At 71.7% G+C, this 19,368-nt stretch carries 20 protein-coding genes; 3 read left to right on the forward strand and 17 right to left on the reverse strand.

The window, feature by feature from the left end:
* Positions 1-21 precede the first annotated feature (21 nt).
* The 4 genes from groL to ACWIGU_RS22365 all read right to left on the reverse strand — a co-directional run bounded on the left by groL (position 22) and on the right by ACWIGU_RS22365 (position 4,191).
* Positions 22-1,647 (reverse strand): chaperonin GroEL, encoded by a 1,626-nt coding sequence (gene groL / locus ACWIGU_RS22350; RefSeq protein ID WP_382475800.1) that lies wholly within the window; start codon positions 1,645-1,647, stop codon positions 22-24.
* A 110-nt stretch (positions 1,648-1,757) separates the two neighbouring features.
* The gene (gene groES, locus ACWIGU_RS22355; RefSeq protein ID WP_073810087.1) at positions 1,758-2,066 is read right to left on the reverse strand and encodes a co-chaperone GroES; all 309 of its coding nucleotides are present in this window, start codon (positions 2,064-2,066) and stop codon (positions 1,758-1,760) included.
* A 236-nt stretch (positions 2,067-2,302) separates the two neighbouring features.
* Positions 2,303-3,247, reverse strand: coding sequence for a polysaccharide deacetylase family protein (locus ACWIGU_RS22360; RefSeq protein WP_454403659.1), 945 nt, complete (start codon positions 3,245-3,247; stop codon positions 2,303-2,305).
* 47 nt (positions 3,248-3,294) lie between these two features.
* A complete protein-coding gene (locus tag ACWIGU_RS22365; RefSeq protein WP_454403381.1) occupies positions 3,295-4,191 on the reverse strand; it encodes a polysaccharide deacetylase family protein in 897 nt (298 codons plus the stop codon).
* A 116-nt stretch (positions 4,192-4,307) separates the two neighbouring features.
* On the opposite strand from ACWIGU_RS22365, the gene ACWIGU_RS22370 reads away from it, so the two are divergent.
* The gene (locus ACWIGU_RS22370; RefSeq protein ID WP_454403383.1) at positions 4,308-5,540 is read left to right on the forward strand and encodes a class I SAM-dependent methyltransferase; all 1,233 of its coding nucleotides are present in this window, start codon (positions 4,308-4,310) and stop codon (positions 5,538-5,540) included.
* Here the strand turns inward: ACWIGU_RS22370 and ACWIGU_RS22375 are convergent.
* The 3 genes from ACWIGU_RS22375 to ACWIGU_RS22385 all read right to left on the reverse strand — a co-directional run bounded on the left by ACWIGU_RS22375 (position 5,537) and on the right by ACWIGU_RS22385 (position 9,382).
* On the reverse strand, positions 5,537-6,802 hold the full coding sequence (locus ACWIGU_RS22375; RefSeq protein WP_454403385.1) for an RNA polymerase sigma factor: 1,266 nt from the start codon (positions 6,800-6,802) through the stop codon (positions 5,537-5,539). The genes ACWIGU_RS22370 and ACWIGU_RS22375 overlap by 4 nt on opposite strands.
* 56 nt (positions 6,803-6,858) lie before the next feature.
* Positions 6,859-7,215: a YciI family protein gene (locus ACWIGU_RS22380; RefSeq protein ID WP_356283790.1), complete on the reverse strand. Its 357-nt coding sequence runs from the start codon at positions 7,213-7,215 to the stop codon at positions 6,859-6,861.
* 169 nt (positions 7,216-7,384) lie between these two features.
* Positions 7,385-9,382: a cell wall-binding repeat-containing protein gene (locus tag ACWIGU_RS22385; protein ID WP_454403387.1), complete on the reverse strand. Its 1,998-nt coding sequence runs from the start codon at positions 9,380-9,382 to the stop codon at positions 7,385-7,387.
* 166 nt (positions 9,383-9,548) lie between these two features.
* Here ACWIGU_RS22385 and ACWIGU_RS22390 point away from each other — a divergent pair, with 166 nt between their 5' ends.
* The gene (locus tag ACWIGU_RS22390) at positions 9,549-10,133 is read left to right on the forward strand and encodes a class I SAM-dependent methyltransferase (protein ID WP_454403389.1); all 585 of its coding nucleotides are present in this window, start codon (positions 9,549-9,551) and stop codon (positions 10,131-10,133) included.
* A gap of 4 nt (positions 10,134-10,137) precedes the next feature.
* Here the strand turns inward: ACWIGU_RS22390 and ACWIGU_RS22395 are convergent, their stop codons facing one another.
* The 5 genes from ACWIGU_RS22395 to tsaB all read right to left on the reverse strand — a co-directional run bounded on the left by ACWIGU_RS22395 (position 10,138) and on the right by tsaB (position 13,782).
* A complete protein-coding gene (locus ACWIGU_RS22395; RefSeq protein WP_454403660.1) occupies positions 10,138-11,124 on the reverse strand; it encodes an LCP family protein in 987 nt (328 codons plus the stop codon).
* 130 nt (positions 11,125-11,254) lie between these two features.
* Positions 11,255-11,512: a hypothetical protein gene (locus ACWIGU_RS22400; protein ID WP_454403391.1), complete on the reverse strand. Its 258-nt coding sequence runs from the start codon at positions 11,510-11,512 to the stop codon at positions 11,255-11,257.
* Complete coding sequence (tsaD, locus tag ACWIGU_RS22405) at positions 11,509-12,606, reverse strand: tRNA (adenosine(37)-N6)-threonylcarbamoyltransferase complex transferase subunit TsaD (RefSeq protein WP_454403393.1); 1,098 nt, start codon at positions 12,604-12,606, stop codon at positions 11,509-11,511. Before tsaD ends, ACWIGU_RS22400 begins: the two co-directional genes overlap by 4 nt.
* Complete coding sequence (gene rimI / locus ACWIGU_RS22410) at positions 12,599-13,102, reverse strand: ribosomal protein S18-alanine N-acetyltransferase (protein WP_454403661.1); 504 nt, start codon at positions 13,100-13,102, stop codon at positions 12,599-12,601. Before rimI ends, tsaD begins: the two co-directional genes overlap by 8 nt.
* A 17-nt stretch (positions 13,103-13,119) precedes the next feature.
* A complete protein-coding gene (gene tsaB / locus ACWIGU_RS22415) occupies positions 13,120-13,782 on the reverse strand; it encodes a tRNA (adenosine(37)-N6)-threonylcarbamoyltransferase complex dimerization subunit type 1 TsaB (RefSeq protein WP_454403395.1) in 663 nt (220 codons plus the stop codon).
* Positions 13,783-13,890: 108 nt separating this feature from the next.
* Here tsaB and ACWIGU_RS22420 point away from each other — a divergent pair, with 108 nt between their 5' ends.
* Entirely contained in the window at positions 13,891-14,442 is a 552-nt protein-coding gene (locus ACWIGU_RS22420) for a hypothetical protein (RefSeq protein ID WP_454403397.1), read from the forward strand.
* 35 nt (positions 14,443-14,477) lie between these two features.
* On the opposite strand, the gene ACWIGU_RS22425 is transcribed toward ACWIGU_RS22420, so the two are convergent.
* The 5 genes from ACWIGU_RS22425 to ACWIGU_RS22445 all read right to left on the reverse strand — a co-directional run bounded on the left by ACWIGU_RS22425 (position 14,478) and on the right by ACWIGU_RS22445 (position 19,303).
* Positions 14,478-14,681 carry a hypothetical protein gene (locus tag ACWIGU_RS22425; RefSeq protein WP_454403399.1) on the reverse strand — a complete coding sequence of 68 codons (204 nt, stop codon included), beginning with the start codon at positions 14,679-14,681 and terminating at the stop codon, positions 14,478-14,480.
* A 136-nt stretch (positions 14,682-14,817) separates the two neighbouring features.
* Positions 14,818-15,333, reverse strand: coding sequence for a tRNA (adenosine(37)-N6)-threonylcarbamoyltransferase complex ATPase subunit type 1 TsaE (tsaE, locus tag ACWIGU_RS22430; protein ID WP_454403401.1), 516 nt, complete (start codon positions 15,331-15,333; stop codon positions 14,818-14,820).
* Positions 15,305-16,534, reverse strand: a complete 1,230-nt coding sequence (locus ACWIGU_RS22435) for an alpha/beta fold hydrolase (protein WP_454403662.1) — start codon at positions 16,532-16,534, stop codon at positions 15,305-15,307. The genes tsaE and ACWIGU_RS22435 overlap by 29 nt, the downstream gene beginning before the upstream one ends.
* Complete coding sequence (gene alr, locus ACWIGU_RS22440; RefSeq protein WP_454403403.1) at positions 16,506-17,666, reverse strand: alanine racemase; 1,161 nt, start codon at positions 17,664-17,666, stop codon at positions 16,506-16,508. The genes ACWIGU_RS22435 and alr overlap by 29 nt, the downstream gene beginning before the upstream one ends.
* A 185-nt stretch (positions 17,667-17,851) precedes the next feature.
* On the reverse strand, positions 17,852-19,303 hold the full coding sequence (locus ACWIGU_RS22445) for an NAD(P)H-hydrate dehydratase (RefSeq protein WP_454403405.1): 1,452 nt from the start codon (positions 19,301-19,303) through the stop codon (positions 17,852-17,854).
* Positions 19,304-19,368: the final 65 nt, after the last annotated feature.

A 19,368-nucleotide genomic window follows, 5' to 3' on the forward strand; every position in this document is an offset into this window, starting at 1 on the left:
CGCCCCTGAGTGCTCAGTGCACTAGTGGGAGTGGCCGTGCCCGTGGCCGGCGGCCTCGGGCTCCTCCTCCGCCGGCTTCTCGACGACCAGGGTCTCGGTCGTGAGCAGCAGCGAAGCGATGGACGCGGCGTTCTCCAGGGCGGAGCGGGTGACCTTGACCGGGTCGATGACGCCGGCCTTGACCAGGTCGCCGTACTCGCCGGTCGCGGCGTTGAAGCCCTGGCCCTTGTCGAGCTCGGCGACCTTCGAGGTGATGACGTAGCCCTCGAGGCCGGCGTTCTCGGCGATCCAGCGCAGCGGCTCGACGGCGGCGCGGCGCACGACCGCGACACCGGTGGCCTCGTCGCCGGTCTTGTCGAGGTTGCCCTCGAGGACCTTGACGGCGTGCACCAGAGCGGAGCCACCACCGGAGACGATGCCCTCCTCGACCGCGGCGCGGGTCGCGGAGATGGCGTCCTCCAGACGGTGCTTCTTCTCCTTGAGCTCGACCTCGGTCGCGGCACCGACCTTGATGACGCAGACGCCGCCGGCGAGCTTCGCGAGGCGCTCCTGGAGCTTCTCGCGGTCCCAGTCGGAGTCCGTGTTCTCGATCTCGGCCTTGATCTGGTTGACGCGGCCCTCGACGTCGGCCTTGTTGCCGCCACCGTCGACGATCGTGGTGTCGTCCTTGGTGATGGTCACGCGGCGGGCGGTGCCGAGCACGTCCAGACCGGCCTGGTCGAGCTTGAGGCCGACCTCCTCGGCGATGACGGTGGCACCGGTGAGGGTGGCCATGTCGCCGAGCATCGCCTTGCGGCGGTCACCGAAGCCGGGCGCCTTGACGGCGACGGCGTTGAACGTGCCGCGGATCTTGTTCACGACCAGGGTCGACAGGGCCTCGCCCTCGACATCCTCGGCGATGATGAGGAGCGGCTTGGAGCCACCGGCCTGGATGACCTTCTCCAGCAGCGGCAGCATGTCCTGGATGGAGGAGATCTTGCCCTGGTTGATCAGGATGTACGGGTCCTCGAGCACGGCCTCCATGCGCTCCTGGTCCGTCACGAAGTACGGAGACAGGTAGCCCTTGTCGAAGGCCATGCCCTCGGTGAAGTCCAGCTCGAGCCCGAAGGTGTTGGACTCCTCGACGGTGATGACACCGTCCTTGCCGACCTTGTCCATCGCCTCGGCGATGAGCTCGCCGACCTGCGAGTCCTGGGCGGACAGACCGGCGACGGCGGCGATGTCGGCCTTGTCCTCGATCGGGCGGGCGGTCGCGAGGAGCTCCTCGGACACGGCCTTGACCGCGGCGTCGATGCCCTTCTTCAGGGCGGCCGGGGAGGCGCCGGCGGCGACGTTGCGCAGGCCTTCCTTGACCAGGGCCTGGGCGAGCACGGTGGCGGTGGTGGTGCCGTCACCCGCGATGTCGTTGGTCTTGGTCGCCACCTCCTTCACCAGCTGGGCGCCGAGGTTCTCGTACGGGTCGTCGATCTCGACCTCACGGGCGATCGTGACACCGTCGTTGGTGATGGTGGGAGCGCCGAACTTCTTGTCGATGACGACGTTGCGGCCCTTGGGGCCGATCGTCACCTTGACCGTGTCGGCAAGCTTGTTGACGCCGCGCTCGAGGGCGCGACGGGCGTCCTCGTCGAACTTCAGGATCTTCGCCATGGAGCTGTTAGTCCTCTCGAACGAACTGCGCCCCCGACGCCCGGCATGCTGAGAAAAGTCGCAGCTGAGTAGCGGGGTGCCAGGGGCGCAGAACTAAAACAGTGGGTGAATTACTTCTCGACGATCGCGAGCACGTCGCGAGCCGAGAGGACGAGGTACTCCTCGCCGTTGTACTTCACCTCGGTGCCGCCGTACTTGCTGTACAGCACGATGTCGCCGGTCTGCACGTCGAGCGGCAGACGCTCGCCGTTCTCGAAGCGTCCCGGGCCCACGGCGAGGACGACGCCCTCCTGGGGCTTCTCCTTCGCGGTGTCCGGGATGACCAGGCCAGAGGCGGTGGTCTGCTCGGCGTCGAGCGGCTGGACCACAATGCGGTCCTCGAGCGGCTTGATGGCAACCTTGGAGCTGGTGGTCGTCACGATCCGACCTCCCCCTTCGGAGATCACGGGGTTAACTGTCTGAGGTGGCGACCAGGTGGATCCGTCGTCGCGGGTGCCGGACCTGCCCGTCGCTATTGGCACTCTCCAGTGGGGAGTGCCAGGGCTGAGACTATGACTGCGATTAGCACTCGGTCAAGCGGAGTGCCAATTCGCTGAGGGCGAGTCCTCCGCACGGCCCCCGCGGCCCGTCCGCCACAGCCCCTCCAGCCCTTCCCTCACAGGTAGTTCTCGAGCCTCCCCACCGTGAACCCCTGGGCCTGGATACGGCGCAGCAGCCGCGCCGTCATCCGGGTGGGCGTCGCGCCGCGCGGCCCGGCACGGTCACCGGACCGGGCAAGGACGATGTCGCCGGGACGCAGCCGGTCCCCGTCCTCGTAACTCAGGTCCTCGCCCCGCGTCGAGGCGCGCCACAGGACGACGGCACCGACCCCGCACGTGGCCGCCGCGCGCAAGGTGTCCTGGTCGTACGCGCCGAAGGGCGGGCGGAAGAGGCGGGGGCGGGTGCCGAAGCGGTTCTTCAGCCGGTCCTGCTGGCCACAGATCTCGGCGTGCTGCTCGGCGTACGGGAGCGAGGGCAGGAAGTGGTGGTTCAGGGTCTGGTTCTGCACGCCCGCGCCGAGGGCCCGCAGCATGCCGAAGTGGTCGCGACCGGGGCCCGCGACGCCGTCCGTGAGGAAGACGCTGACGGGCAGCCTCAGGTCCCGGACCATGTCGGCGAAGCGCGGGTCGCGGTCCACGCCGTCGTCGAAGGTCAGGAAGACGACGCGGTCCCTGGTCCGGACGTGGTCCACGACGGGCGGGAGCGGGTGCGAGCCAGGGCCGGCCCCGGCCGCGTGGCGTGCCGGAGGTCCGGGCGCCGGGGCGAGCGGCGCGGAGAGCCCCCAGCTGCGATAGGAGCCCGGAACGGCGCCGCCCCGAGGGGAGTTGAGAGGCGCGGCGTGCGCAGGCCCCCCGGCCGCCGCCTGCCCGGCGCCTAGCGCACCCCAGGACGATCCGCGCCCCACACCGATGACCGGTGTGGCCGCCGGTGCCGGGTGCCGCGAGTGGCGGACCTTCTCGGCCGCCTTCCTGCTGAGCCGCTCGATCGGGTCCACGGACGGGGCGCACCCGGTGAGCAGCACGGGTGCGAGGACACCGGCGGCCAGGGCGGCGGCGAGCAGCCGCCGCGGCCCGGTGCGCGCGGGGACCCGTCGCGCCCGCACGGACCTCACAGGTAGTCCTCCAGCCGGGCCACCGCGTACCCCTTGCCGGTGACGTACTTCATGAGCCGGCGGACCATGTCTGGCATGGTGCCCTTCCACTCCTCGCGGCCCCGGAAGTGGGTCAGGATGATGTCGCCGGGGTGCAGGTCCCGGTCCACCTCGCGCCACTCGACGTGGTCGACGAACACCTCTTCGTTCCAGAGCGGCACGTACTTGATGCCGCAGGACTTGGCGGCGCGCAGCGTGTCCCGGTTGTAGTTGCCGTAGGGCGGGCGGAAGAGGACGGGCCGCTTGCCGTACTGCTCCTCCATGATGTCCTGCATGCCGCAGATCTCGCGCTTCTGCCCCGCGTAGGACAGGCCGGGCAGGTACGGGTGCGTCAGCGTGTGGTTGTTCAGGGTGACGCCTCGGGACTGCATCTTCCTGAAGTAGCCGTAGTTGTCCTCCACCAGGTAGTTGCTGAGGAAGGCGGTGTACGGGATCTTCAGGTCGCTCATCATCTTCAGGAACGCCGGGTCCTTCTCGGAGCCGTCGTCGATGGTGAGGAACACGACCTTGTCCTTGGTGGGCACGGTCGTGAAGACCGGCGGCAGATCCTCCTGGCCGTGGACCTCGAAGCCCTTGCGGGGCCTGATCACCGGCTTGCCGGCAGGAGGGGGCGGCGCGAGAAGCGGCGGCTCGGCGAGGCGCCACTTCTCGGCCATCGCGACCCGGGCGGCCTGCGCGGCGCCCAGCTCGGCCCCGGCAGGCGGCCCGTGGAGGGGCTGCCGGCCGGGCGCCGGCCGGACGGCCTCCGTGCCGACGGACGAGGCGCACCCGGAGGCGATCGCACAGGCGGCGAGCACGGCGAGGCCGGCCCGTGTACGGCCGTGCCGGACCCCTCGGCCCGGCATCCCCTTCATGGCCCTTTTGTCGTACAAGTCGCATGGCGCCGGATCCTCGCAGCTCACGGCGCTGATCAGGGCCCGACACCGCGGCCGGGCGCGCACCGTCCACCGACTGGCCCACAATGGACCTGATGAACGACCTCGCCTCCTTCAGCTCGCTGCTCTCCGCGGAGGGCCAGGCGCTCCTCGACGACGTACGGGACATCACCCCCGGCCAGGAGCTCGCCGTCGCCACCCGGCTGCGCCGCGACCACCCGGCGGAGCTCGTCTCGGCGGCCATCGCGCAGGCCCTGCTGCGGCAGCGCGCCGCGGCCAAGTTCGGCGAGGCGGACGCCGGCCGCATGTACTTCACGGCGAACGGCGTCGAGCAGGCGACCCGCACGAGCGTCGCCGCCCACCGCGCGCAGGAGTTCAAGGCGCTCGGGGTGCGCTCCGTCGCCGATCTGTGCTGCGGCATCGGCGGCGACGCGATCGCGCTGGCCCGCGCCGGGATCTCCGTACTCGCCGTCGACCGCGACCCCCTGACCTGCGAAGTCGCCCGGGCCAACGCTCAGGCCCTGGGCCTCGACGGGCTGATCGAGGTCCGCGAGGCGGATGTCACCGAGGTCGGCACGGAGCCGTACGACGCCGTGTTCGTCGACCCCGCGCGCCGGGCCGGCGGCAGGGGAGGCGGCCGGATCTTCGACCCGGAGGCGTACTCCCCTCCCCTGTCCTGGGCGGTCGGTGCGGCGCTCGGGGCCCGGCACGCGGCCCTGAAGATCGCGCCGGGCATCCCCCACGAAGCGATCCCCGGCGCGGCCGACGCCGAGTGGATCTCGGACGGCGGGGACGTGAAGGAGGCCGTGCTCTGGTTCGGCACCGAGCCGGGCCGCATGCGGGCGACGCTGCTCCCCGGGCCGCGCGCACTCACCGGCCGCGGCCTCCCCGACCCCGGAGTACGGCCCGTGGGGCGGTACTTGTACGAGCCCGACGGCGCCGTCATCCGCGCCCACCTGGTCGCCGACGTGGCCTTGGAGGTCGGGGGCGGGCTGATCGACGGGACGATCGCCTACATCACGTCCGACGCGCTGCACGCGACGCCGTACGCCACGGCTTACGAGATCACGGACCAGCTCCCCTTCAGCGTAAAGAAATTGAAGGCGCTGCTGCGGGAGCGCGAGGTCGGGATCCTGACGGTGAAGAAGCGGGGGTCGGCGGTGGAGCCGGAGGAGCTGCGCCGCAAGGCGCTGCCGAAGCGGCACGGCCCGAACGCGCTGACGGTCTTCCTGACCCGCGTCGCGGGCGCCCCTACGATGCTGCTGGGCGCGCCCGCGCAGCCGGCCACGGGTGAACCCACCGCCACCCGGCACGGATCGACGTCCTAACGGCACCGCCGCGCCCGGGCCAGCAGCAGCTCCCGCTCCCGCTCATTACGGGTCAGCGACGCGGCCCGCTCGAACTCGGCCCGCGCCTCCTCGTACCGCCCGAGCCGCTCGAGCAGGTCGCCGCGCACGCTCGGCAGCAAGTGGTAGTCGCGCAGGGCCGGTTCACCGGTCAGGGCGTCGGCCAGGACGAGACCGGCCGCGGGCCCCTCGGCCATGGACACCGCCACCGCCCGGTTCAACTCGACGACGGGTGACGGCGCTCTGGCGGCGAGCAGCCCGTACAGAGTCGCGATCCCCTCCCAGTTCGTCTCCGCGTACGTGTGGGCGTGCGCGTGGCTGGCGGCGATCGCGGCCTGGAGGGCGTACGGGCCGGGCCCGCCCCCCGTGGACACGGCGTCCGCGCGGCCGAGCGCGGCGAACCCGCGCCGGATCAGGAGCTGGTTCCAGCGCGTACGGTCCTGGTCCCTGAGCAGGACGGGCTCGCCCGAAGGGCCCGTACGGGCACCCGAGCGCGAGGCCTGGAGCTCCAGCAGGGCGGCCAGGCCGTGCACTTCGGGCTCCTTCGGCATCAGGCCGGCCAGGAGCCGGGCGAGCCGCAGCGCGTCCTCGCACAGGCCGGGGCGCAGATAGTCGTCGCCGGCCGTGGCCGCGTACCCCTCGTTGAAGATGAGGTAGATGACCTCGAGGACCGAGCCGAGGCGGGCCGCCCGCTCGGGGCCGTAGGGCACTTCGAAGGCGACGTTCTTCGTGGCGAGGGTGCGTTTCGCGCGCACGATGCGCTGGGCGACCGTCGCCTCGGGGGCCAGGACCGCGCGGGCGATCTCGGCGGTGGTCAGGCCGCCGAGCAGCCGCAGCGTGAGCGCGACCCGGGCCTCGGCGGACAGGACCGGGTGGCAGGCCGTGAAAACGAGGCGGAGCAGGTCGTCGTCGATGTCGTCCGGGTCCACGGGCTCGTCCGGACGGGGCGGCGCGGCCTCCAGGCCGCGCCCGACCTCCGCCAGCTTGCGCGCGTACCGCTCCTTGCGGCGCACGAGGTCGATCGCCCGGTGCTTGGCGGTGGCCATGAGCCACGCGCCCGGGTTGTCGGGAACCCCTTCGTCCGGCCACTGCTCCAGGGCGGCGACCAGCGCGTCCTGCGCGAGTTCCTCCGCAAGACCCACGTCCTGGACGATGCGCGTGACGCCGGCGATGATGCGGGGCGCCTCCAGGCGGAAGACCGTCTCGATGGCGTGGGCCGCTTCGGCAGTACGTTCTGCTGTCACGGCCCACCATCAGACACCCCCGGCCGTTCGGCGGCCAAGGGCCTGTCCGGCGTGGCTCAGCCCTCAGCGATCTCCCGGATCTCGGAGGTGACCGTCCAGTGCTCCTCGTGCACCTTCAGGAAGCGCTTGGTCCACTCCAGGATCTCGGCCCGGTCCTTGGCCTGGATGATCGCGTAGCCGCCGACGACCTCCTTGGACTCGGTGAAGGGCCCGTCGGTGACGGTGATCTCGCCGTTCTCGTAGTGCATGCGGGTGCCCTCGGACGACGGGTGGAGGCCCCCGGTGTCGAGCAGCACGCCGGCCTTGGTCATCTCCTCGATCAGCTCGCCCATGCGCTGCATCAGAGCCTCGCTGGGGCCCTCGGCGGGGGCCTTGCTCTCGTCGATACGGACCAAGGTCATGTAGCGCGGCATGGTGGACTCCTCGTTCGGTGCGGTCGGGGCTTCTCCCCGCTCTCACTTACGCGTCGAACGGGAGACCGGCGAATCGACACGCGCGCCGCATTCACTTCGGGAATTTTCTCCGGCAGGTCGCAGGCCCCGGGCGGATGTGTCCGCCCGGGGCTGCGACCTGCTGTGATGGCTACTCGACTGTGGTCTTCAGCGAGCGGGCCTGCGGCTGCGGCGCCACGGAGGCTGCCGGCCGCTCAGACTGCCGCGTCGTCGCCGTTCCCGCCGGAGCCACGCCCTTGTAGTACGGGAAGTAGTCCACGAGCGAGCTTCTCGCGCTGACCGCGGAACCGGCGGCCGCGAGTTCGGACGCCGACACCGAACCGGTGCCGCCGTACGCGATGACGTGCTGGAGACCGGCGGCCTGCGAGCGCAGATAGGTCGCGTCCGCGTCCGTCAGGGTCGTCTCGTCGGTCCACAGCACGGGCCCGTACCAGAGCTGCCCGGTGGCCGCGGAGACCCCGCCGCGCCAGCTGCTCGTCGAGGCGAGACCCACCTGGTGCGGCGAGGACCACCAGAACCTGGCCAGCGCCTCCGAGGTCCCGTCGTGGCCGCTGCCCGAGACCGGGTAGTACGACCAGCGGTCGGGCCAGTGGGAGAACGCGGTGTGCGTGAGCGCGTACTTCGCCGACGCGCCGACCGGGATGACCATGGTCGTGTCCGGGTCGAGCGAGTTGAGGTACGACTTCACCGAGGATGTCAGCGAGTTGCCGTCGTTGAGGACGACGGTGCCCTTGCCGCCGTAGCCGAGCGCGCCCGCCGCCACCGAGGCCGCGATCGCCGAGTGGTAGTCCGTGCCGGTGGCGAGGAACACGTACTTGGGCGCGCCGGTGACCGCCTTCGCCACGGCCACCGACGTCGAGTAGCGCGAGGTGCCCGCCAGCCGCTTCGGGGTGAAGCCGAGCGAGGTGACCTTGGTGGCGACCGCGCTGGAGAGGATGTCCGTGCCGCCGACGAGATAGACGGTCGAGCCGGGCTTGAGCGTGCGCTTCAGCTCGCTCTGGACCGCGGTCGACAGCGACGACTTCGGCGTCATCAGGACCGGGCCCTGCTTCTGGCCGCCGAGCGACTGGGCCGTGAGCGCGTAGGACGGGCTGTCCTGGCTGACCAGCACGGCCGTCCTGGCGTCGACGAGGCCGGGCTCGCTCTGTCCGACGCTGTTCCAGCTCCAGCGGGACACGGCGGCGTTGGTGCCCGGCGAGTCGGCGCCCCACACCCGCGCGGTGTCGTTGTGGCGCAGCGGCTGCCAGGCGATGTCCGTGGTGGACGAGGTGCTGGAGGGGTTCGGCATCGTCGTGACGTCGCCGCTCTTCACATCGACGATGCGGGTCGCCGACGCGTCTTCGTCGTAGCCGTTGTTGAACGCGATGCGCGTGCCGCTCGGCGACCAGGACGGGGTGTAGGCGGCGTCGCTGAAGGTGAGCTGGCGCTCGCCCGTACCGTCGACGCCGATGACGAAGAGCCTGGTCAGCCCGCCCGCTTCCCGCACGAAGGCGACCTGCGTGCCGTCGGACGAGATCGCGGGGTCCTGGCCGACGTCGGTGAGCTTGGTGAAGCCGCCGGTGTTCGCGTCGTACAGCCAGATCGCGGAACCGGTCGTCGTACCGCAGGTGTCGCCCGTACGGACGAAGGCGATCAGGCCGTTCACCGAGGCGCTCGGCGCGCGGTCGCAGCCGTCCTCCGTCGTGGAGAACAGCGGCTGCCCGTAGCCCGAGCCGTCGGACGGCGCGTACCGCAGCCGGCCGTCGCCCGAGTAGACAACGGTGCCGCCGCCGTACAGGAACGTCGGGTGGGCCACGCCGCGCACCGAGCTGTCGCGCTCAGGAATCTTCACCAAGGTGGAGCCCGTGTAGCGGCGCGTCTCGACCCTGCCGTCCTTCACGTACGCGACCCGGCTGCCGTCCGGCGACCACGCGGGCTCCGCCGCGCCGGCGAGGAAGTCGGTGTACGTGCTGGTGCCGAGCTCGTGCGTCTGCAGCACGTTCAGCGCGCCGTTGAGGAACATCAGCGTGCCGTCCGTGGCCTGCCACGTGACCGGCTCGGCGGCGGCCGCCCCGGGCGCCGCCATGCCCGCCGCCAGAGCGACGGTGGTGCCCAATGCCGCGAGCACGCGGCATCTGCGAATCTTCATGTGCCCCCACAAGAGTGTCCGAAGGACCGTCGTTCGTCTCCCCGACGCGGAACGGATACCTCACGTTCCTGTACGACAGCTGCGTCACTGTAGCGGCGCAGGTGACCGGAAGGGAATGACTTTCCTTCACATGCCACCTACACGCCCCGTGCCAGGATCGCGCCCCATGCCGTTCGACCACAACGATCACTACCACCGCCTCCTGCTGCGCCACCTGCCCAGCGGCGGCCGTACCGCCCTCGACGTCGGCTGCGGCACCGGCCGCTTCGCACGGCGCCTGGCCGGCCGCGGTTACGAGGTCGACGCGCTCGACCCGTCGCCGCAGGTCGTGGCCGCGGCGGAGTCGATCGGCGGAGGTCCCCGCTACCGCCGCGCCGACGTGACGACGACGGACCTGCCGCGCGGCCACTACGACGTCATCACCTGTCTGGCGAGCCTGCACCACATGCCGTTCGCGACGGTGACCCGGCTGCGCGAGGCCCTCGTTCCGGGCGGCGTCCTGCTCGTCCTCGGCTGCTACGCGGGCAGGACGCCCCGCGACCTCGTGGCCGTCCCCGCGAACGCGGCGGCCCGCGCCGCGGTCCACGTGGCCGACCGGCTGCGCGGCGCCCCGCCGCCACCCCTCCGGCCGCCCGTGCGCCCGCCCGACATGACACTCACCGACATCCGCACCGAGGCCACCCGCCTCCTCCCCGGCAGCCGGGTACGTCAACTCCTGCTCTGGCGCTACCTGTTGACGTACATCGCCTGACGCGTCACCGGAGCGAGGCCCACAGCTTTCCGGCCTCCGGCTCGTCGGCGACGACACGGTTGGGGTCGGACGGGGCCGGGAGCACCGGCATCATCACTGTCTTCACCTCATCGGCCGACAGCCCCTTCAAGCTGCCCGCCAGGCCCTGGAGTTCGCCGAGGGAGTCGAGGCCGGTGTCCGTGGTGAGGCTTCCCGTGAGGGCGTCGGCGACCTTGTAGAGGCGGGCCGGGTCGGTCAGGAGATCACCCTGAGAGACCTTCTCCACCAGCGCCTTGACCAGCTGCTGCTGGAGTTTGATGCGGCCGAGGTCGCTGCCGTCGCCGATGCCGTGCCGGGTGCGGGCGAAGGCGAGGGCCTGCTTCCCGTCGAGGTGGTGGTGGCCCGCGTCGAGCTGGAGGTGGCTCAGGTCGTCATCGATGTCCTCGGTGGTCGTGACGTTCACGCCGCCGAGCGCGTCCACGACCGAGGCGAAGCCGGAGAAGTCGATCTCCAGATAGTGGTCCATGCGGACGCCGGTGAGCTTCTCCACCGTCTTCACGGCACAGACGGGACCGCCCACGGAGTATGCGCTGTTGAACATGGCGCCGTAAGCGGCCTGCGTGGTGCCGCCGGACGAGGCCGGGCACGCGGGCCGCTCGACGAGAGTGTCGCGGGGGATGCTGACGACGGTCGCCGACGAGCGGCCGGCGGCGAGATGGACGACCATCGCGGTGTCCGAGCGGGCGCCCTCGCTGTGGCCGCCGCCGAGCGCGGAGTTCTCGCTGCCGCTGCGCGAATCCGAGCCGAGGACAAGGATGTTCAGCGCCCCGGCGGGCGGCGCGGTCGCCGAGGGCGCCACAGTGACCGGGGCCGGCTTCGGGGGCCGGTCGTCGCCGAGCGCGTTGTCGATGTCGACGCCCTGGATGTTGTGGTCCAGATGCCAGTACGCCCACGCGGCCCCGCCCCCGGTGAGGACGAGCACGCAACCGGCCACGGCACCTGCGGTCTTCACCAAACGCCCACGACGGCGCTGTATTCGCTTCACGGGGCGAACATAAGTCGTAATTATTACAACGGTAAACCAGTAAGACGCCGTCTTCCGGGAATCTCAGACGGTTCTCACGTCCCGGAGCGAGACCGCCTCAGGCGGGAGCGACCGCCTCGAACCGCCACCGATGCACCGCCCGGGTCACCAACTCGCCCTCGGGTTCGGGCAGTTCGGGCAGCTCGGCGTCGTACGCCGCGTCCCACCAGGTGATCACGAGGACCCGGTCCTGCGGGGCGCGGAAGAATTCGCGCCGCAGCGGCTCGGCCGCGAGGACCTGCCCCCGTGCCCAGGCGAGCAGCTCCTCGCCCCGCCCCTCGGCCGCCCGGGCCTCCCACATCAACGCGACGGTCATGAGTACAGGTTGTCCTTCGCGATCTCGTGCACATGGTCGTGGTCGTGCGTGGGCCCCGGCACGTGCGTCTCCGTCACCGGCAGCGACGAGTCGGCCGACAGGTCCCAGGCGGACGCGGACCGGCCTCGCGCCACCATCTCGGCGCCGAGGGCCGCGACCATCGCCCCGTTGTCCGTGCACAGCTTGGGCCGCGGCACGCGCAGCCGGATCCCGGCGGCCTCGCACCGCTCCTGGGCCAGGGCCCGCAGCCGCGAGTTGGCGGCCACACCGCCGCCGATCATGAGGTGGTCGACGCCCTCGTCCTTGCAGGCGCGCACGGCCTTGCGGGTCAGCACGTCGACGACGGCCTCCTGGAAGGACGCCGACACATCCCGGACCGGAACGTCCTCACCGGCGGCGCGCTTCGCCTCGATCCAGCGCGCGACGGACGTCTTCAGGCCGGAGAAGGAGAAGTCGTACGCGGGGTCACGCGGCCCGGTGAGCCCGCGCGGGAAGGTGATCGCGTTCGGGTCGCCCTCCTTCGCGTACCGGTCGATGACGGGACCGCCGGGGAAGCCGAGGTTCAGCACCCGGGCGATCTTGTCGAAGGCCTCGCCCGCCGCGTCGTCGATGGTCGCGCCGAGGGGCCGCACGTCGGACGTGATGTCGGAGGAGAGCAGCAGCGACGAGTGGCCGCCGGAGACGAGCAGCGCCATCGTGGGTTCGGGAAGCGGCCCGTGCTCCAGCTGGTCCACGCAGATGTGCGAGGCGAGGTGGTTCACGCCGTAGAGCGGCTTGCCGAGCGCGTACGCGTATGCCTTGGCCGCCGAGACGCCCACGAGGAGCGCGCCCGCGAGCCCCGGGCCCGCGGTGACGGAGATCCCGTCCAGGTCGGAGGCGACGACCCCGGCGTCCCTCAGGGCGCGCTCGATGGTCGGCACCATGGCTTCCAGGTGCGCGCGCGAGGCGACCTCGGGGACGACGCCGCCGAAGCGGGCGTGCTCGTCGACGCTGGAGGCGACCGCGTCGGCGAGCAGCGTGTGGCCGCGGACGACGCCGACGCCGGTCTCGTCGCAGGAGGTCTCGATGCCGAGGACGAGTGGTTCGTCAGCCATTTTCGGTTCCTTGTACGGGTGTCACGGAGGTCGAGGGGTCGGTCAGACGCATCACGAGCGCGTCCACGTTGCCCGGCTGGTAGTAGCCGCGGCGGAAGCCGATGGGCTCGAAGCCGAAGCGCTGGTAGAGCTTCTGCGCCCGGGTGTTGTCGACCCGCACCTCGAGCGTCACCTCGGAGCACTCGAAGTCGGTCGCGTGGCGCAGCAGGACGGTGAGCAGCCGGGCACCGAGGCCGGTGCCCCACTGGTCACGGGCGACGGCGATGGTCTGCACGTCGGCCCCCACGCCGGAGCCGCCTTCGTAGTCCGTGCCGGACGCGGCGAGGCCCGCGTACCCGACGAGACGGTCGCCCTCGTGGGCGACGACATAACGGCGGGTCGACCCGGCGCCGCGCGCGTGCGCGAGCTCGGACCAGAACATGCCGCGGGACCACGCGTCGTCCGGGAAGAGATCCTTCTCGAGCGCGTGCACGGATTCGATGTCCCACCAGCGCATCTCGCGCAGAGCCGCGCTCACTTCGGGGTGACCACCTTGTAGTTCTTGGGCACCTGCGCGTCGGGCCTGCGCAGATACAGGGGGCGCGGCGCGTCGAGCTCCTCGCCGGCGGCGAGCTTCTCGGCGGCGAGCGAGGCGAGGGCGGCCGCCGACACGTTCTCGGGGGCGCGCGCGTCCGGGAACGTGTCCGGGTACAGCACGGCACCGGCGCCGACCGCGGGAAGGCCCGCGACCTGCTCGGCGATGTCGGCGGGACGGTCGACGGCGGGCTCGGTGACCCGGGTGCGCGGATCCTCGTAGCGCGCCCAGTAGACCTCCTTGCGCCGCGCGTCCGTGGCGACGACGAAGGGACCGTCCAAAGAGGCGGCCCCGGCACCGTACGCGAGCCCGTCCAGCGTGCACAGACCGTGGACGGGCACGCCGAGCGCGAGGCCGAAGGTGTCGGCGGTCATCAGGCCGACGCGGAGGCCGGTGTAGGGGCCGGGGCCCACGCCGACGACGATGCCGGTGACGGCGTCGAGTCTGACGCCGGCCTCGGCGAGTACCCGGTCGACGGCGGGCAGCAGCAGCTCCCCGTGCCGACGGGCGTCCACCTGGCTCGATGCGGCGACGACGGAGGAGCCGTCGTGCAGGGCGACGGTGACGGCGGGGGTGGCGGTATCCAGCGCGAGCAGCAGCACACAAACAGCCTACGGCTCCGGCGCCCCGCCCACGGCCGCCCCGGTGAGCCGCACGCCTGCTGCTACCGTCACCACAAAGACGTACGGGCAGGAGAGGTGGGCACACAGGTGGCACGGAGCAGCTCGGGATTCGTGGCCGGGCTCACCGCGGCGGCGCTCGCCGTGGTCGGCTTCCTCACCTACCAGGCGTCGGCCAGCGCGCCGGCCAGCCTGGCCCCGCAGAAGACCGCAACCCCTTCCACGGCCGCGTCCCACTCCCCCGAGGAGAAGAAGGACCGGACAGAGGTACCCGAGCAGTCCGGCACCGGTGAGCGGGTCGTCTACTCCGTGAGCGACGACCGGGTGTGGCTGATCGCGGAGGGCGGCAGGACGCAGCGCACCTTCAAGGTGACGCCGAGCACCGTGAACCCGCCGGCCGGGAAGTACCTGGTGACGTCGCGCTCGGCTGCGATCACCGGCAGCGACGGCGTACCGATCGAGCACGTGGTGCGGTTCGCGAATGTCGACGGCGTCACGATCGGCTTCAGTGCGGCCGTCGACGGCTCGATGCCGGCACCGGACCCGGCCAAGAAGACGGGCGGCATCCGCGAGAAGCGGGCGGACGGCGACGCGATGTGGGAGTTCGCGACGATCGGCAAGAAGATCGTCGTGGTCCAGTAGGACCCTCCGTCACCTGACCCACGCCACAAAAACGCTCACGCGGCATCACGCCGCTCCTCACCGGCTTCCTCCCCCGTGTCCTCCCCCTGCGCAACGGGCGGAGTGGAGACGGCGGACGCGGCGGCGCAGGACGCGAGCAGATCGCTCATGGACAGCCCCGAGGCGGAGATCCCGGACATGTCCCCGCGCCCCGGCGCCACGCGGGGCTGCTGCGGCACGTCACGTTCTGAAGCCGACATGGATGCCTCCTGGGCTCCGGGGGCAGCAAAGTTAGGTAGACCTAACCAGGACTGGTATCCATGTGACCACGCGGAGCGCGCGCCGCGCAACATTTTGCCGACGCCATGTCGGAACGTTCGGGTGAAGGTACGAGAGTCAGGCGGCCAGAGCCTCCAGGCCCGCGCCGGCCCAGCGCGCCCCTAGGCCACGCAACGTCACCGAGCGCACCTCGTCGTCGGTGTCCCCCGTGGCGCGGTGGATGACGACATGGAGCCGGTCGTCGGCGAGGTCCTCCACCTTGCCGTCGCCCCACTCGACGACGATCACGGAGTCGGTCAGCGAGACGTCGAGGTCGAGGTCCTCCATCTCGTCGAGGCCGCCCCCGAGCCGGTACGCGTCCACGTGCACCAGGGCGGGCCCGTCGCCGAGCGGAGGGTGGACGCGGGCGATGACGAAGGTCGGAGAGGTCACGGCGCCCCGCACACCGAGACCCTCGCCGAGCCCGCGGGTCAGCGTGGTCTTGCCCGCGCCCAGCTCGCCGGTGAGCATCACGAGGTCGCCAGGGCGCAGCAGCTTGGCCAGGCGTCGGCCCAAGTCCCCCATGCGGGCGGGCGAGTTGACGGTGATCGAGGCGGTGGCGGCGTCAGCTGCCGGGCTGTGCGGTGTCTCCATAACTTCCCACCGTAGCCCCTGCGGGAACGGCTCCCGTGCGCGCGAGGAGGTCGGCCAGCCGGTCGGTGACGGCCTCGGGGTGCTCCAGCATCACCAGGTGCCCGGCATCGGGCACGAGCACCAGCTCGGCGTCGGGCAGCAGCCCGGCGATGGCCTCGCTGTGCTCACTGGGGGTGACGAGATCCTGGTCGCCGGCCAGTACGAGTACGGGGAGCTGCGCGAACCGCTCGACGGCCTCGCTCTTCTCGTGCTCCTGAAAGGCGGGGTAGAACTCGGCGACGACGTCGATCGGCGTGCTCTCGATCATGCGCTCGGCGAAGCGGGCGACGGCGGGATCGACGTCACGCGAGGCGAACGAGTAGCGCTTGACGATGCCGGCGAACAGGTCGGCGGTGGCGCGGCGCCCCTTCTCCACCAGGTCGGCGCGCTGGCCCAGAATCTTCAGGACGCCGGGGAGCACGCGCCGCACGGCGTTGACGCCGACCACGGGCAGCCCGTAGCTGACCTCGCCGAGCCGGCCGGAGGAGGTCCCGACGAGAGCGACGCCGACGACGCGCTCGGCCACGACCTCGGGAAACTGGTCGGCGAACGCCATCACGGTCATGCCGCCCATGGAGTGCCCGACGAGGACGAGCGGCCCTTCGGGGGCGGCGGCGTCGATGACGGCCTTCAGGTCGCGCCCGAGCTGGTCGATGGTGACGTCGGGCCCGCCGTCGGCCTGCTCGACCCCGCGCCCGGACCGCCCGTGGCTGCGCTGATCCCAGTAGACGGAGCGCACCACTCCGCGCAGGGCGGCACGCTGGAAATGCCAGGAGTCCTGGTTGAGGCAGTACCCGTGACTGAATACGACGGTGACCGGCGCGGGCGCCTTGCGGCCGAAGAGCCGGCGCCTGCGAGGCGCGGCACCGCCCTCGGACTCCACTTCCTCGACCTCGTAGTAGAGCTCGGTGCCGTCCCCGGCGTACGCCTTGCCGGGGGTGCCGCGCAGGGACCCGAACGGGCCGGAGGCATCCAGCGCGAGCCGCGCCTTCCTGCGCATGCCGCGGCCGACGGTGAGCCGCTCGACGGCGACACCGGCAGCGGCACCGGCCGCGACGACGCCTATCGCGGCGCCGGCGAGCCCGGCCACCCGCCAGCTGGCGACGGCCGCCGCGGCCTCGGCGCTGCTGGGCTCACTCACGTGCCGCTCCTCCGTCCACATAGACGCGCGGAACACGCGCGCCGATCCGGGTGACGATCTCGTACGCGATGGTGCCGGCGGCCTGTGCCCAGTCCTCGGCGGTCGGCTCGCCCCGGTCGCCGGGCCCGAACAGCACGGCCTCGTCCCCGGCCCTCAGCTCGTCGCCGCCGAGATCGACGACGAACTGGTCCATGGCGACGCGTCCGGCGACGGTCCGCAGCTTGCCCCCGATGAGTACGGGCCCGGTCCCCGAGGCATGCCGGGGAATCCCGTCCCCGTACCCGAGAGGGACAAGCCCGAGGGTGGTCTCGCCCGGGGTGACGTAGTGATGCCCGTAACTGACGCCGAGCCCGCCCGGGGCGTGCTTCACCAGGGCGAGGGAGGCCGACAGGGTCATGACGGGCCGCAGCCCGAAGTCCTCGGGGGTGCCGATCTCGGGGCTGGGCGAGATCCCGTACATGGCGATGCCGGGCCGCACCAGATCGAAATGGGTCTCGGGCAGAGTCAGAGTCCCCGGCGAATTGGCGATATGCCGAACCTCGGGCCGGACCCCGGCCCCCTCCGCGAAGGCGACCATCTCGCGAAAACGGGCCAGCTGAGCGGCAATCGACGGATGCCCCGGCTCATCGGCACAAGCGAAATGGGACCAGAGCCCGGAAACAACGACAAGCCCCTCGCGCTCCGCGGCAACGGCAGAACGTACAAGCTCGGGCCAGTCACCAGGCAGACACCCATTACGTCCGAGCCCGGTATCGGCCTTCAACTGAATACGAGCGGGACGCCCCGCCACCCGAGCCCCGGCAACAACCTCGTCCAGAGCCCACATGCCGCTCACGGACATGTCGAGATCGGCCTCGATGCCCTCGCGCCAGGGCCCGCCGGGCGTCCACAGCCAGCACATGACGCGCCCCTCGATCCCCGCGGCACGCACCGCGAGGGCCTCCTCGGGCGTGGCCGTACCGATCCAGGTGGCACCGGCCTCCCGCGCGGCGCGCGCGCAGGGGATCATGCCGTGGCCGTAGGCGTCAGCCTTGACCACAGCCATGAACTCGGCCCCGGGCGCACGATCGCGCAGGGACCGCACATTGGCCCGCAGAGCGGCCAGATCGATCTCGGCCCGGGCACGGCCCATGGCAGGTGCTCTCTCAGTCATCGTGCGCCCAGTGTCTCAGAGCCCCCCGACACCCCTACGTGATCACCACCCCCCAAACCCCCCACACCCACCCAAATCGCCAAGCCGACAGCCACCCCACAACGAAGAACCACAACCGCCCGCCACCCGGCCGACGCCCCGGACGGGAGGGCGAACCCCCACCGAGCCGAACCCTGAGCCCCCGCCTAGAACCCGCGCCGGACATCCCCCCAGGCCCCGGCAATCCCCCCCGCCACGTCCTGAGCAACAACAGGCGCCCCACCGGACACCCGCCGAGCAGCAAGACCGTGCAGATAGGCCCCCACAGACCCGGCATCGAGAGCCCCGAGCCCCGCGGCGAGCAACGACCCGGCAAGCCCGGACAGGACATCACCACTGCCGGCGGTGGCCAGCCACGCGGTACCAGTGGAATTGACCCGCACCAGCCGCCCCCCGCCCCCGGCGGAACCCCCATCCCCGGCAACGAGCGTCGTGGAGCCCTTCAGAAGAACGGTCGCGGAGAACCGGCCGGCCAACTCCCGCACAGCGGCGAGCCGTTCCGCCTCCACCTCCTCCCGGGAAACCCCCAGCAACGCGGCGGCCTCCCCCGCATGAGGCGTGAGCAAAGTAGGCGCGCCCCGCCCCCGAACTGCCTCAGGATCGGCGAGCCGCAACCCGTCGGCGTCGATCAGAACGGGCACATCGGCCCCCACGACATCCGCGAGCCCGGACGCGTCGTCACCGAGGCCGGGCCCGGCCACCCACGCCTGCACGCGCCCCGCCTTCCGGGGCGCGCCCTCGGACACCAGGGTCTCGGGGAACCGGGAGACGACGGCGCCGGCCGCGGGCCCGACGTACCGAACGGCCCCGGCCCCACCCCGCAAGGCCCCGGCCACGGCAAGCACGGCGGCGCCGGGGTACCGGGCGGACCCGGCGACGATGCCCACGACACCGCGCCGGTACTTGTCGCTCTCACCGGTGGGCTCAGGCAGCAGCCGGGCCACGTCATCGTGCTGAAGGGCCTCCAGATCCCCCTCGCCGGAAACCGGTTCGATCCCGATGTCGACGAGCCGGACGGCACCGGCGTACTCCCGTCCGGGATCAACAAGAAGCCCGGGCTTGTACGCGCCGAAGGTGACGGTCACATCGGCGCGGACGGCCTCGCCGTCGACCTGCCCCGTATCGGCGTCGACGCCGCTGGGCAGATCCACGGAAACGACGACGGCACGAGAATCCAGGGCGGCACGGACAACAGGCAGAGCAGCCGCGCGAAGCCCGCCCCGCCCCCCGATGCCCACGATCCCGTCGACAACGAGATCGGCCCCGGCAAGAACGCGCTCACCGCTGTCGGCGACACGCCCCCCGGCGGAAAGGAAGGCGGCGAGCCCGGCACGGTGCACCCGCTCGGAGTCCAGAAGCACGGCGGCGACCCCGGCGCCACGACGGGCAAGCCGGGCACCGGCGTAGAGGGCGTCACCCCCGTTGTCCCCGGACCCGACGAGGAGCACGACCCGGGCCCCGTACACCTTGCCGAGGAGCTCGGCGCAGACGACGGCGAGCCCGGCGGCGGCACGCTGCATAAGGGCGCCTTCGGGAAGCCGCGCCATGAGGGCACGCTCGGCGGTCCGTACGGTGTCCACGCTGTAGGCAGTACGCATGAAACCGAGTCTCCCGCAAAGAAGATCCCGGCGCGCGAAGCGCACACCCGAACCGGAACCGGCCC

Source organism: Streptomyces sp. NPDC055400, assembly GCF_053644375.1.

What these genes read in the sequence shown, in the direction of transcription:
- groL (WP_382475800.1), bottom strand. Translation starts at nt 1,647, where the DNA reads ATGGCGAAGATCCTGAAGTTCGACGAGGACGCCCGTCGCGCCCTCGAG.
- ACWIGU_RS22365 (WP_454403381.1), bottom strand. Translation starts at nt 4,191, where the DNA reads ATGAAGGGGATGCCGGGCCGAGGGGTCCGGCACGGCCGTACACGGGCC.
- ACWIGU_RS22370 (WP_454403383.1), top strand. Translation starts at nt 4,308, where the DNA reads ATGAACGACCTCGCCTCCTTCAGCTCGCTGCTCTCCGCGGAGGGCCAG.
- ACWIGU_RS22380 (WP_356283790.1), bottom strand. Translation starts at nt 7,215, where the DNA reads ATGCCGCGCTACATGACCTTGGTCCGTATCGACGAGAGCAAGGCCCCC.
- ACWIGU_RS22385 (WP_454403387.1), bottom strand. Translation starts at nt 9,382, where the DNA reads ATGAAGATTCGCAGATGCCGCGTGCTCGCGGCATTGGGCACCACCGTC.
- ACWIGU_RS22390 (WP_454403389.1), top strand. Translation starts at nt 9,549, where the DNA reads ATGCCGTTCGACCACAACGATCACTACCACCGCCTCCTGCTGCGCCAC.
- ACWIGU_RS22400 (WP_454403391.1), bottom strand. Translation starts at nt 11,512, where the DNA reads ATGACCGTCGCGTTGATGTGGGAGGCCCGGGCGGCCGAGGGGCGGGGC.
- tsaD (WP_454403393.1), bottom strand. Translation starts at nt 12,606, where the DNA reads ATGGCTGACGAACCACTCGTCCTCGGCATCGAGACCTCCTGCGACGAG.
- rimI (WP_454403661.1), bottom strand. Translation starts at nt 13,102, where the DNA reads ATGCGCTGGTGGGACATCGAATCCGTGCACGCGCTCGAGAAGGATCTC.
- ACWIGU_RS22425 (WP_454403399.1), bottom strand. Translation starts at nt 14,681, where the DNA reads ATGTCGGCTTCAGAACGTGACGTGCCGCAGCAGCCCCGCGTGGCGCCG.
- tsaE (WP_454403401.1), bottom strand. Translation starts at nt 15,333, where the DNA reads ATGGAGACACCGCACAGCCCGGCAGCTGACGCCGCCACCGCCTCGATC.
- ACWIGU_RS22435 (WP_454403662.1), bottom strand. Translation starts at nt 16,534, where the DNA reads ATGTGGACGGAGGAGCGGCACGTGAGTGAGCCCAGCAGCGCCGAGGCC.
- alr (WP_454403403.1), bottom strand. Translation starts at nt 17,666, where the DNA reads ATGACTGAGAGAGCACCTGCCATGGGCCGTGCCCGGGCCGAGATCGAT.
- ACWIGU_RS22445 (WP_454403405.1), bottom strand. Translation starts at nt 19,303, where the DNA reads ATGCGTACTGCCTACAGCGTGGACACCGTACGGACCGCCGAGCGTGCC.